Origin of the sequence: Sphingopyxis sp. 2PD (genome assembly GCF_005503695.1) — a bacterium.
GTDB lineage: Bacteria > Pseudomonadota > Alphaproteobacteria > Sphingomonadales > Sphingomonadaceae > Sphingopyxis.
The window spans coordinates 1-12643 of sequence record NZ_SCMU01000022.1 but is presented as its reverse complement, the minus strand read 5'-3'; the positions used below and the strand labels follow the sequence as shown (position 1 = coordinate 12643).

The 12643-nt window shown below is 66.5% G+C and carries 8 protein-coding genes; 4 read left to right on the top strand and 4 right to left on the bottom strand.

Translation table 11 applies throughout. The annotated features are described in order from the left end of the window. Window positions 1-142: 142 nt before the first annotated feature. From FFS18_RS13295 to FFS18_RS13280, 4 genes are all read left to right on the top strand, one after another. Complete coding sequence (locus tag FFS18_RS13295) at window positions 143-754, top strand: TetR/AcrR family transcriptional regulator (RefSeq protein ID WP_137871194.1); 612 nt, start codon at window positions 143-145, stop codon at window positions 752-754. 260 nt (window positions 755-1014) lie between these two features. Beyond that, on the top strand, window positions 1015-2379 hold the full coding sequence (locus tag FFS18_RS13290; protein ID WP_137871193.1) for a hypothetical protein: 1365 nt from the start codon (window positions 1015-1017) through the stop codon (window positions 2377-2379). Window positions 2380-2543: 164 nt separating this feature from the next. Continuing rightward, complete coding sequence (locus FFS18_RS13285; RefSeq protein ID WP_171005317.1) at window positions 2544-7247, top strand: NAD-glutamate dehydrogenase; 4704 nt, start codon at window positions 2544-2546, stop codon at window positions 7245-7247. A gap of 147 nt (window positions 7248-7394) precedes the next feature. After that, window positions 7395-8258: an ATP-grasp domain-containing protein gene (locus FFS18_RS13280; RefSeq protein WP_137871192.1), complete on the top strand. Its 864-nt coding sequence runs from the start codon at window positions 7395-7397 to the stop codon at window positions 8256-8258. A gap of 452 nt (window positions 8259-8710) precedes the next feature. Here the strand turns inward: FFS18_RS13280 and FFS18_RS13275 are convergent, their stop codons facing one another. From FFS18_RS13275 to hemH, 4 genes are all read right to left on the bottom strand, one after another. Continuing rightward, window positions 8711-8956 carry a ribbon-helix-helix domain-containing protein gene (locus tag FFS18_RS13275; protein WP_137871191.1) on the bottom strand — a complete coding sequence of 82 codons (246 nt, stop codon included), beginning with the start codon at window positions 8954-8956 and terminating at the stop codon, window positions 8711-8713. 234 nt (window positions 8957-9190) lie between these two features. Further along, complete coding sequence (phbB, locus tag FFS18_RS13270; protein WP_120215124.1) at window positions 9191-9913, bottom strand: acetoacetyl-CoA reductase; 723 nt, start codon at window positions 9911-9913, stop codon at window positions 9191-9193. Between the two features lie 98 nt (window positions 9914-10011). After that, on the bottom strand, window positions 10012-11580 hold the full coding sequence (locus FFS18_RS17625) for a DUF1963 domain-containing protein (protein WP_137871190.1): 1569 nt from the start codon (window positions 11578-11580) through the stop codon (window positions 10012-10014). 82 nt (window positions 11581-11662) lie between these two features. Then, on the bottom strand, window positions 11663-12643 hold a 981-nt coding region (hemH, locus tag FFS18_RS13260; protein ID WP_137871189.1), incomplete at its 5' end, for a ferrochelatase.

The following is a 12643-nucleotide window of genomic DNA, read 5'->3' as shown; positions in this document are numbered from 1 at the left end:
AACGAGCGAACATGGGGGAGGGCCGCCGCGGCTCTCCCCTTTTTCGTTGAGGAGAGCCGAAAATGTCCGCGCGGACGGTTGGCGCCGCCGAGGTCAGGCGCTGCTGGACATTTTTTGCTGCCTAACTTATATACCAGCCGTTATGGAAATCGAAGCCGCCACCGCCCCGAAAGGCCGTCCGCGCGAGTTCTGCGTCGATGCAGCGCTGGCGGCGGCGCTGCGCGTATTCTGGTCGAAAGGCTATGAGGGTGCGTCGATGGCGGACCTCACCGAGGCGATGGGGATTACCAAGCCCAGCCTCTACGCCGCGTTCGGCAACAAGGAAGCGCTGTTTAACAAGGCGCTCGATCTCTATGAGCGCGAAAAGACCGACTATATGCGCGCCGCGCTCGACGCGCCGACCGCGCGCGGAGTGGCCGAACGGCTGATGCACGGCGCGCTCGACATGTACAGCTGCCCCGAAAATCCGGGCGGCTGCCTTGGCGTGATCAACTCGGTCGCTTGCGGCGCCGAGGCCGAGTGCATTCGCGAAGCCGTGGTCGCGCGCAGCGCGGCGGCGAAGCAGGCGATGCTCGAACGATTTACGCGCGCCAAGGCCGAGGGCGATTTTCCCGACGATGTCGATCCGGCCGGGCTTGCGGCGTTTCTGACCGCGATGAACCAGGGGATGGCGGTGCAGGCGGGCGCGGGCGCGACGCGCGCCGAGCTAGAGCGGCTGGTCGAAACCGGCCTCAAGCTGTGGCCGGGACGCTGATAGAAGAAGTTTACTGACCGGTACAGAAAGCGCTTGACGCCGTCCCGGCTATTTATATACTTGTCAGTACATAAATGGGCTCTCCCCCCGGACCGGCCGCCGTGTGGCAAAGATCGCGCGGCGGCCGGAACCTTCCGCTTCCGCTCCGCTCCATCCTGTTTGGCAACGCCGCCGCCCGGCAGCGCGCGGGGCATCGTTTACGCGGCTTTTACCAGTTCTGGTGCATGACATTCCCCGATGTTTATGGCTGGGGATAAATGATGGACAGCATGCGCGGACTGCTTTCGGGCAGCCACGACCAGGATGACGGCGCGATCGATCCGCCGGCGTCGGTCGGTGTCGACGAACGGCGGATGCAGGTGCGCGCCTATAATTACTGGGCGTCATTGCTCGCCGACCGCGCTTATCCCTCGGTCGAGGATCTCGATCTGGAGCGTGCCGACTTCGGTTCGCATGCCGTATTGCTCGATTTTACCGCCGGCGTCGAAAACCCCGGCATCGCCTTCGTCGGCGACCGGCTCCGCGCGGAGTCGCAGATCGACGAAGATGTTCATTACATCAGCCAGATCCCCGGCCGTTCGCTGCTGTCGCGGCTGACCGACCATTATCTGCAGATCATCGCCAACCGGGCGCCGATCGGCTTCGAGGCCGAATTCGTCAACGATCGCGGCGTCACGATCATGTACCGCGGCATCCTGCTGCCCTTTTCGTCCGATGACGACACGATCGACTTCATCATGGGGGTGATCAACTGGAAGGAAGCGGTGCCTGCCGATCAGGCCGCCGAGTTGCAGCTGTCGGTCGAACAGGCGCTGCGCAGCGCGGCGCCGCTGACCGCGCCGGTGCCGGTGTGGGCCGACGGCCCCGACAGCGAACATCTCGACGATGATGTCGACGGTCATGGCGACGCGACCCCCGGCTTTGGCGCCTTGATCGACAATAAGGATGTGCCGATCGTTGTCGGGCCGACTGCGGACGATACGTCGGAGAGCGACCTCGACATCGGCGAGGATCCGGGCGCCGACGCCGAACTTGCCGACTGGCTGGCGCTCGCCCGCGAGACCGCCGAGCGCGCGATCGCCGCCGATAGCCGCAGCCGCGGCGCGCTGTATCAGGCGGTCGCCAAGGCGTGGGATTTCGCACTGGTCGCCGAACAGCAACCCGAAGCCTTTGCCGCGCTCCTCGACGACGCCGGGCTGGCGGTGCAAGAGCGCGCGCCGATGACGCCGGTGGTCAAACTGGTATTCGGTGCGACGTACGACAAGACGCGCCTCGCCGAATATGCCTGTGTACTGGGCCATGCCAAGGACGAAGGCGTTGGCCGCGGCGAACTGGCCGCCTATCTCGATCGCTATCCGGGCGGGCTGAAAGGCCTGGTCAAGGATGCGCGTGCGCGCCGCAAGCCCGCGCGCGACGAAAGCGCCAAGGTCGATGACAAGCTCGACACGCTGCGCAGCGCGCACCCGGCGATCATCCTGGAACATGATGCCGGCGATGCCGAATTTGTCGTGCTGATCGCGCGGACCATGCCCGGCGGGCATATCGGCATCGTCGCCAAGGCCGCAGACGATCCAGCGCTGATCACCAGGCTCGCGCGCAAGGCGGTCCCGATTACCGGCGGCTAAGCCCGCCCGCGCAACAGACAAACCAAGATTTGAAATAAATTAACGTGGGCGCGCGAACGAGGCCTTGAGCCGCGCGCGCCACAGGCGCATAGGGTGGGGAGCGAACGGACCCCCGCCGATCGTCGGCAGGGATCCCCGTGTTTTGCTTCGGGATGCTGCACTTTATGTCTCAAAATTCGTCCGCCACGCCGGAAACGGACACGCCAACCACCGACACCAAAATCCCCGCCAAAATCGCCGCCGCCTATCTGGCGGCGCTGCACGGCAGCGCGCTGCCCGGCGAGGGCGACGATATGGACAAGGCCGCGCTGGCCGACGCCAGCCAGTTTGCGGGGCGCGCGTCGCTGGGTCGCGCCGCCGACACCCCGTCGCTGCTGCTCGAACCGATGGCGGCCGACGGCACCGACCGCCGCATGCGGCTGGTGATCGTCAACGACGACATGCCCTTTCTGGTCGATTCGACCTCGCAGATCGTCGCCGCGCAGGGGCTGGCGGTCCACCGCATCCTTCACCCCGTCGTCGCGGTAAAGCGCGACGCGCAGGGCCATCTGGTCGAAGCGGGCGAGGGGCCGACGCGCGAATCGGTCATCTATATGGAACTCGAGCGCGGCGATGCCCGTGCGCGGCGTCGTCTGCTCGACGCGCTCGAAGCGGCGCTGCGCGACGTGCGCGCCGCGGTCCGCGACTGGCGGGCGATGCGCGCCGCGATGCTCGCCGACGCCGCGATGCGCGTCGAGGGCGAGGCGGCCGAGCTGCTGCGCTGGTTCGAGGGCGGGTCGATGACCCAGCTCGGCCACGAATGGCGGACGCGCGACGGCAAAGTGCAAGATCCCTTGGGGGTCAGCGAAAGCGGCGAGAGCCAGCTGTTGTCGCCCGCGGCGCTCGATGCAGCCTTCGCCTGGTTCGATGGCGGCGGTCAGGCGCCGCTGCTGATCAAGTCGAACCGCTTGTCGGCGGTCCATCGCCGCGTCCTGCTCGACCTCGTCATCGTTCCCGAAATGAAGGGCAAGAAGGTCGACCGCCTGTCGATCCACGCGGGGCTTTGGACCAGCGCCGCGCTGTCGACCCCGCCCGCCAAGGTGCCGGTGCTGCGCGCCCAGCTCGACACGCTGATGACGAAATTCGGGTTCGATCCCGCGGGTCACGCGGGCAAGGCGCTGGCGCATGCGTTGACCGCGCTGCCGCACGACCTGTTGATCGCGTTCGACGGTGCGTCGCTCGAAGAGCTGGTGCTCACGTCGATGTCGATCACCGACCGGCCGCGGCCCAAGATCGTGACGGTGCGCAGCGCGCTCGGTCGTCACCTGTTCGCCTTTGTCTGGCTGCCGCGCGACGAAGTATCGACGGGCCGCCGCATCGCGGTCGAGGCGATGCTGGTGCGCGAAGCGAAGGCCGGGGTCATCGGCTGGACGATGGTGCTGGAGGATGGCGGCGCGGCGTTGCTGCGCTACACGCTCGACCTACGCAGCGGCGGGGTGGTCCCCGACACGGCCGCGCTCAACACCCAGCTGGAACAGATGGTCCGCGGCTGGCAGCCCGAGGTCGAGGCGGCGCTGGCGAAGCGCGGTGATGCGGGCCGCGCGGCGGCGCTCGCGGCGCGCTTTGCGCCGATGTTCCCGCCCAATTACCGCAATCTCTACAACCCCGAAGAAGCCGCGCGCGACATTCTGCGCCTGCGCGATCTGGATGCCGAGCGCCCGCGCAGCGTGCGGCTCGCGAAAAAGAGCCTCGACGGCGATGACCGGCTGCGGCTGAAGGTGTACAGCGCCGCGGGTCCGCTGGCCTTGTCCGACGTCGTCCCGGCGCTCGAACATTTCGGGTTCGAGGTGATGGAGGAAATCCCGACCGCGCTCGGCCATGGCCGGGCTCCCGGGATGGAAACCGACGATGAATTGCCGATCGTCATCCATGATTTCACGCTGCGCCTGCCCGCCAATGTCGATGAACTGGCGCTGCTGCCCCATGCCGAGGTGCTCGAAGGCGCGATCGCCGCGGTGCTCGACGGCAAGGCAGAGAATGACGCGTTCAACGAACTGATGCTGACCAACCAGACCGATCCCCGCGCGATCGTGTGGCTGCGCGCGTGGTTCCGCTATCTGCGCCAAGGCGGTTCGGCCTATGGCATGGACACGGTGGTCAGCGCGCTGCGCCACGCCCCCGCGCTGAGCGCGGCGCTCATCGAGCGCTTCATCGCGTTGCACGATCCCAAGGGCCGCGACGCCAAGCGCGCCGAAGCGCTGGAGGCAGAGATCCTTGCGGGCTTTGCCGACATCAAGTCGATCGACGAGGATCGCATCCTGCGGCTGTTCCACGCCGTCATCGGCGCGACCTTGCGCACCAATGCCTTTGCGCCCGCCGCAGCGGAAGCGCTGGCGTTCAAGATCGACAGCAGCAAGGTTCCGGGCCTGCCCAAGCCGCTGCCGTGGCGCGAGGTCTGGGTCTATTCACCGCGCGTCGAAGGTATCCACCTGCGCGCCGGTCCGGTCGCGCGCGGCGGGCTGCGCTGGTCCGATCGCCGCGACGACTTCCGCACCGAGATCCTCGGGCTGATGAAGGCGCAGCGCGTCAAGAATGCGGTCATCGTGCCGACGGGCGCCAAGGGCGGTTTCTATCCCAAGGCGCTCCCCGACATCTCGCTCGACCGCGACGCGTGGTTTGCCGAAGGCACCGAATGCTACCGGATCTTCATCCGTTCGCTGCTGTCGATCACCGACAATCTGGTGGCGGGCAAGGTCGTGCATCCCAAGGGCGTGGTGATCCACGACGGCGACGACCCCTATTTCGTCGTGGCCGCCGACAAGGGCACCGCGACCTTCTCCGACGTGGCCAATGCGCTGGCGATGGAGCGCGACTTCTGGCTCGGCGACGCATTCGCGAGCGGCGGGTCGAAGGGTTATGACCACAAGGCGATGGGCATCACCGCCAAGGGCGCATGGCTGTCGGTGCGGCGCCATTTCGCCGAAATGGGCGTCGATGTGCAGAGCGACACGATCCGCGTCGTTGGGTGCGGCGACATGTCGGGCGACGTGTTCGGCAACGGCATGCTGCTGTCAAAGGCGATCCAGCTGGTCGCGGCGTTCGACCATCGCCATATCTTCCTCGATCCCAATCCCGACCCGGCGAAAAGCTGGAAGGAACGCGAACGGATGTTCAATCTGCCGCGGTCGAGCTGGGAGGATTATAACAAGAAACTGATCTCGAAGGGCGGCGGGGTGTTCCCGCGCAGCCAGAAGAGCATTCCCCTGAGCGCCGAAGTGCAGGCGCTGCTTGGCCTTTCGGTGTCCGAAATCGACCCCAGCGGGCTGATCTCGGCGATCCTGAAGGCGCCCGCCGATCTCCTGTGGTTCGGCGGCATCGGCACCTATGTCAAAGCTGCGAGCCAGAACAATGCCGAGGTCGGCGATCCCGCCAACGACGCGCTGCGCGTCGATGCCGAAGATCTGCGCGTCCGCGCCGTGGGCGAGGGGGCGAACCTCGGCACGACCCAGGCGGCGCGTATCGCCTTCTCGGCGAAGGGGGGCCGCATCAATACCGACTTCATCGACAACAGCGCCGGGGTCGATTGCTCGGATAATGAGGTCAACATCAAGATCGCGCTGAACCGCGAGATGGCCGAAGGGCGACTAAGCCAAGAGGATCGCGACGCGTTGCTGGTGCGGATGACCGACAATGTGTCGGACCTGGTGCTCGAGGATAACCGGCTCCAGGCGCTGGCGCTGTCGATTGCCGAACAGGGCGGATCGGCGGCGGTCGCCTCCTACGTCCGTCTGATGGAGACCTTCGAAGCGTCGGGCCGCCTCGACCGCAAGGTCGAAGGGCTGGCGGCGAACGACGAGTTGCTCCGCCGCGCCGCCGAGGGGCGCGGGCTGACCCGCCCCGAACTCGCCGTGCTGCTGTCGACCGCGAAGCTCGCGCTGCAGGATGCGATCGAGGACAGCAGCCTGCCCGACGATCCGGCGCTGGGCAGCGACCTTGCCGCCGCGTTCCCGGGCGAGATGCAGCGCGATTTCGCGGGCGCGATCGCCGATCACCAGCTGCGCCGCGAAATCATCGCGACCAAGCTGGCAAACCGCATCGTCAACCGCATGGGCATCGTCCATCCGTTCGAACTGGTCGAAGAAGAGGGCTGCGCACTCGGCGACATCGCCGCGGCGTTCGTCGCGGTCGAACGGTTGCTCGACCTGCCCGCGCTGTGGGACGCGCTCGATGCGGCCAGGATCGACGAAAGCGTTCGCCTGTCGCTGTTTGGCCAAGCAGCGTCGGCGATGACGTCGCAAATGGCCGATCTGCTCCGCGTCACCCAGACGTTGGCGCAGCCGGGACCGGTGGTCGCGCGGCTCGAGCCCGGGGTCGATCGCCTGAATGCCAGCGTCGACGGACTGCTCAGCCCATCGGTCAAGCGCCAGTGGGACATGCTGACCCAGCAATTGCTCGACGCGGGCGCGCCCGAGGCGCTCACTGCCGCGGTCGTGCGGCTGTTCAAGACCGACGGCGCGATCGGGATCGTCGACCTTGCCGAACGGCGCGGCGACGACGAGGTCGCAGTGACCAGCGCCTTCACCCATTTGGGCGAAGCGCTCGGGCTCGACTGGGCGCAGACGCTCGCGGCGCACATGAGCCCCGGCGACCCGTGGGAACGCCTCCTGGTCAACAGCCTGGCGCGCGATTTCCAGCAGATGCGCCTGACCTTCCTTGCTGGTTTGCCGAAGGGCGATCTGGACGCGGCGGTGACCAAATGGCTCGCCGACCATGCGCCGCGGGTGGCGCAGTTCCGCGCGACGGTCGATCGGGCGCGGACGATCCCGAACCCCAATGGCGCGATGCTGTCGCATATCGCCGGACAGGCGCGCGGGTTGTTGGGGCGGTAACCGACGATCCCCTCCCCTTCAGGGGAGGGGCAGCAAGACTTGCCAGCTTGCTGGCTAGTCGCAGCGGGGTGGGCCAATCGACCTCACTCTACACTGCGACCCCCACCCCAACCCCTCCCCTGAAGGGGAGGGGCTTCAGGAGAGCCCATGCCCTTCCAGCCCCGCGTCGCGATCCTTGTCCCCGCGCCCGATTATTATGAAAAATGGCAACCCGCCTTTGCGCGCAAGGCGGCGGCGCTGACCGGTGCGGGACTGATCGTGGAGCAGCGGGTTTGGACCGATCCGGGCGACCTGTCGGGCTATGACCTGATCCTGCCGCTGTTCGCCTGGGGCTATCAGCGCGATGTCGTCGCCTGGTACGCGCTGCTCGACCGGTTGGAGGCGGACCGCCTGCCGGTCGCCAATCCGGTGCCGGTTCTGCGTTGGAACAGCGACAAGGCGTATCTCTCCGAGCTGGCGGCCAACGGCGTCGCGGTGGTGCCGACGGTCGAGGTTGCGGCGCTGGACGGTGCCAGCCTTGCCACGGCCCGCGGCCAACTCGGCGCCGATGAAGTGGTGGTCAAACCCGCGATCTCGGGCGGCGCCGACGGCACCCATCGCATCGCGGAGGGCGATGCGATCCCCGCCGATGCGCTGGGCCAGCGCCGCCTCGTCCAGCCGCTGATGCCCGGCATCCTGACCGATGGCGAATTTTCGCTCTTCTTCTTTGGCGGCAAATTCAGCCATGCGATCGTCAAGCGGCCCGCTGCTGGCGATTTTCGCGTGCAGGAACAGTTCGGCGGACGCGAGACGGGGTGGGAGGCGACCACTGACGCACAGGCGCTCGCCGCCGCCGCGCTAGCCGCCGCCCCGGCGCCGCCGGTATACGCCCGCGTCGATATGGTCGGCGACGTGGCGGGCAAGCTCCACATCATGGAGCTGGAGCTGATCGAACCCTCGCTGTTCCTGCATCACGCCCCCGACAAAGGCGCAGCGTTCGGGGCGGCGGTGTCGGCCAGTCTGCTGAGCTAGTCAAGGTTGCCTTCCCCTGGAAAGATAGTCACCATCGACGGCATGTTTCGCACATTAATCTTGTTGCTTGTTTTGTTCGTTGGTTCTCCGGTTGGTGCTCAGGGGGCGAACCCGCCTGTTCCTCCTTTGACCGGACGGAACCCCTTGCCGGGACCATATTTTTTCTATTTCGAGAACGGCTCGACCGAACTGGATGAACGGCAACTCGAATACCTCAGAAATATCCCAAAATATTGGAACGATGGCGACGGAGGCTCCGTCATATGTAGCCCGGCGTTTCTTACTGGTCCTGCACGTGACACGACACGGTCGCAACAGCTCGACCATCTGAAGTCGAAACTTGCGTCGGTGGGTATCACCCAGTTGTTCCTGACATTCGAAAACTGCCCGGTCGATCGACGGTCTGTGACGCCCGCATACACTGTTTTCGCGATCTACGGTGTTGGTCGACTTTAGGGTCGCCCACTCTGACCTCTTCGCCATAACCACTGCCGGATTGCCGAGGTCAGGTTCGGCGGGTCGTCGGCCTCCATCCGTTCAACATCGATCCGCGCGACGAGCGCGTTGACGGGTAGCGCTTGGCGTGCGGCTTCGGCTTCGAGCGCGTCCCAGAACATCGGCTCGAGACTGATCGAGGTCGGGTGACCGGCGATGGTGACCGAGCGTTTGACGGGGGGGTGGAGGGGGTGGTCAGCCATGCCTCTCCCTAGCCGTTCGCATCGAGCGAAGTCGAGATGCCGATATAACTGGCGCGGCGTGTGGCAGCGGCGGCAAAGCCGCCGCCTGAGCCTGCCCCCGCGAAGGCGGGGCTCAGACGGGGCGGCGATCCTTTGGGATCGCCGCCCCGCTGGCCGTGCCGGGCCGTGGCTGCGCCACCGGTTGCCAACTCGCCGTTCGCTGACGCGAACGCCTTCGCTGGCGCCCTCGGCCCGTCAGTACATATGCTGCCCGCCATTGATCGACATCGTCGACCCGGTCACGAAACCCGCATCCTCGCTGCACAGGAAAGCGACGCCGCGCGCGATTTCGTCGGCCTGGCCCAGCCGTCCGACCGGAATCTTGGCGACGATCTTTTCCAGCACCTGCGGCGGCACCGCGGCGACCATGTCGGTGTCGATATAGCCGGGCGCGATCGCGTTGACGGTCACACCCTTTTTGGCGCCTTCCTGCGCCAGCGCCTTGGTAAAGCCGTGGATGCCCGATTTGGCCGCGGCATAATTGACCTGGCCATATTGGCCCGCCTGCCCGTTGATCGACCCGATGTTCACGATGCGGCCCCAGCCGCGCTCGACCATGCCGGGGAAGCACGCCTTCGCCATGTTGAAACATCCGCCAAGGTTGATGCGCATCACGTCGTGCCAGTCGTCGTAGCTCATCCGCGCAAGGGTGCCGTCGCGGGTGATGCCCGCGTTGTTGACGACGATGTCGACGGGGCCGACCTCGGCCGCGACGCGGGCGCAGCCGTCGAGGCAGGCCTGATGGTCGCCCACGTCCCACTTATACGCCTTGATCCCGGTGCGTTCGGTAAATTCGCGCGCCTTGTCGTCATTGCCGCCATAGTTGGCGACGACGGTGACCCCCTGTTCCTGCAATTTAAGGCTGATCGCCTCCCCGATACCCCGGCTGCCGCCGGTGACGATTGCTACGCGTGCCATGAATCAAGCTCTCCCACACAATTTGTGGCGCCAGACTAAGGCGCGGTGCGGGACGCTGCAAGTTGACCGGAACGTCAATCGCAAAGCACTTCAGCGGGCTAGTTACTCACCTGAACGCGCAGCCGGGAAAAGTCGCCGACGGCCAGATCGGCCTTGTCGATCGTCACCACCAGATTGTCGCCGTCGCCGAACATCCGGCTCATCAACCCGCTCGTCGGCAATTCGAGCAGCACCGCGTCACGGTCGTGATCATAGTCGTGGACATAGCGGAACGGTTCATGCCCGATCGCCGCCATCTCACGCGCGGCAAGATCGCGCCACCAGGGTTCGTAGAAAGCGCGCATCGGCGCCGAAAGGCTGTCGGGGTTGGCGCACCAGGCGTGCTTGGCGCGGTCGAACAGGATCGTCTGATAGTCATGCACCCACAGATTGGCGTCGGCGCGGTGCGTGGTCAGCGGCAGGGTGATCGTTTCGTGCGTCTCGGCTCCGGTTTCGGGGTCGGTGCGGTGGATCGACCGCGCCCAATGGATGGCGTGGAGCGCGGCCATCACCGCGGTCGCGTCGCTGGCCGAAAAGCTTTCATGTGCGGCGCTGTCGTGGACGATGGCGATGATCTCCTCGGCGCGGACGCGCGCGTCGCGATTGATCGCGGCGCGCTGTTCCAGCTCGACGATCGCCTCGGCACTGGCGCCCGGCGGTGGGGTCGGGTCGGTCGCGAGCCGGTCGAGCCGCATTTCGAGCAGCGCCACCATCGCGGTCATGCTGCCCCAGTCGAACGGGTGAAAGGCGGGGTCGGCGATATCGTAACTGCGGTCGTACAGCGTCGCGGCAAGGTCCGCGGGATCGGCGTCGACGCGCGGGTCGGGATCGCCCGGGCCGACCGCGAGCAGATCGACCGGCCATTCGGGAAAGGCCCGTACCGCAAAGGGTTCGAGATCGCCGAAGCGCAGCCCGCCATGCGGGCCGAACCAGCCGCCCTGATCATCGAGCGCGAGCGGCGGCGCCAGCGCGACATCGGTATCGCGCACATGCAGGACCTGCATGCGATAGCCGCGGCGATGGATGAAAAAGGCCAGCGCGCCATCGCGCGGCCCCAGTCCGTTCCACAATGCGGGCGGCAGGCTGGCGCAGTCGATCTGGGCCAGGAAATCGGCGGGTTCGCCGTCGATCTGCGGCCATTCGGTGCCGCTGGGCAAGCGCGGGCGACCGCCGAGCCAACTGGATGTCGAAATCGCGTCGCGCGGCGGAATTTGCGGCACCAGGCGAAGGGAGACAGCAACGGGCGCGGCTTCTTCGATCCGGTGTGCGGTATCTTCGACTTCGGCGACCATCGCGGCGAGCGCGCCCTCGTCGATCATCGGTTCGGTTTCGACTTCGGCGGCGATTTCGGGGGCCGGATCGCGATCGAATTGATCGATGTCCGGCGCTGCGGGCGGCGCCTTGCCGCTGATGCGCGCGAGCCGCGAGGCCGAGATTTCGACCGGTTCAAGTTCGACCTTTGCCGTGCGCGTCAATTTGGGCAGCCGGATTTCGCGCGGCGCTTGCGGCGCGCGCGGCGCGGCGGGAGCGGTGCGCGGGCGGCGCAGCCACCAGACGGCGATAGCGAGCGCCGCAAAGGCCACCACAGCCGCGGCGAGCATCAGCGCTGCCGATTGGATCTGGTTCATGGCGTCTCTCCAATTTGCCGCGACCGCACCATTTCGGTGCCGCGTCGGAGCAATCTAGCGCATCGACCTAAACAGTTGGTAACTATAGCCAGCCTGCGAGTTCGCGGCGGATTAGCCCTTCGAGCATCGCCATGCCCGAAGCGTCGGCATTCAGGCAGGGCAGATAGGCAAAACGCGCTCCGCCTGCGGCTTCAAACTGCTCCTTGCCGCGGATCGCGAGTTCCTCGAGCGTTTCGAGACAGTCGGCGGAAAAGCCCGGGGCAAAGATCGCGACGCCTTTGCCGGCCTTGCCCAGCGCTTCGAGCTGGGTGTCGGTCGCGGGCTCGAGCCATTTGGCGCGGCCGAAGCGCGACTGGAACGCGACCTCGATCGGGCGCCCCATCGCTTCCGACAGCAGCCGCGCGGTCTTGCGGCACTGGCAATGATAGGGATCGCCGAGGTGCAAGGTCCGCTCGGGCATACCGTGGAAGCTCGCGAGCAGCACGTCGGGGGTGAAGTCGAGCGCGGCGAGCCCCGTCTCGACCGATGCTTTCAGCGCGGCGATATAGGCGGGATCGTCATGATAAGGCGGCAGGTAGCGTAGCGCGGGTTGCCAGCGCAGCGTTTTGAGGTGGCTACCCACGGCGTCGACCACCGTAGCCGTCGTCGCGGCGCAATATTGCGGATACAGCGGTGCGATCAGGATGCGCTGGCATCCCGCCGCGGCCAGCGCGTCGATCGCCGGGCCGATCGCGGGATTGCCATAGCGCATCGCATAAGCGACCCGCACATCTTCGCCGAACGCCGCCTGCAACGCGGCGCTCTGGGCGCGGGTCATCGCGGCGAGCGGCGAGCCTTCGTCGGTCCACACCTGCGCATAGGCGTGCGCCGATTTCTTTGGCCGGGTGGTCAGGATGATGCCGCGCAGGATCGGTTGCCACAGGATTTGCGGGATTTCGACGACGCGGCGGTCGGACAGAAACTCGGCCAGATAGCGCCGCACCGAGGGCGGATCGGGCGCATCGGGGGTGCCGAGGTTGACGAGCAGCACGCCGATGCACGGCGCAGCGACGGGCGGGTGATC

Bases quoted from the DNA above. Each gene is read 5' to 3' on its own strand.
- FFS18_RS13295 (WP_137871194.1), top strand. From the start codon at position 143: ATGGAAATCGAAGCCGCCACCGCCCCGAAAGGCCGTCCGCGCGAGTTC.
- FFS18_RS13285 (WP_171005317.1), top strand. From the start codon at position 2,544: ATGTCTCAAAATTCGTCCGCCACGCCGGAAACGGACACGCCAACCACC.
- FFS18_RS13280 (WP_137871192.1), top strand. From the start codon at position 7,395: ATGCCCTTCCAGCCCCGCGTCGCGATCCTTGTCCCCGCGCCCGATTAT.
- phbB (WP_120215124.1), bottom strand. From the start codon at position 9,913: ATGGCACGCGTAGCAATCGTCACCGGCGGCAGCCGGGGTATCGGGGAG.
- FFS18_RS13275 (WP_137871191.1), bottom strand. From the start codon at position 8,956: ATGGCTGACCACCCCCTCCACCCCCCCGTCAAACGCTCGGTCACCATC.
- FFS18_RS13290 (WP_137871193.1), top strand. From the start codon at position 1,015: ATGGACAGCATGCGCGGACTGCTTTCGGGCAGCCACGACCAGGATGAC.
- FFS18_RS17625 (WP_137871190.1), bottom strand. From the start codon at position 11,580: ATGAACCAGATCCAATCGGCAGCGCTGATGCTCGCCGCGGCTGTGGTG.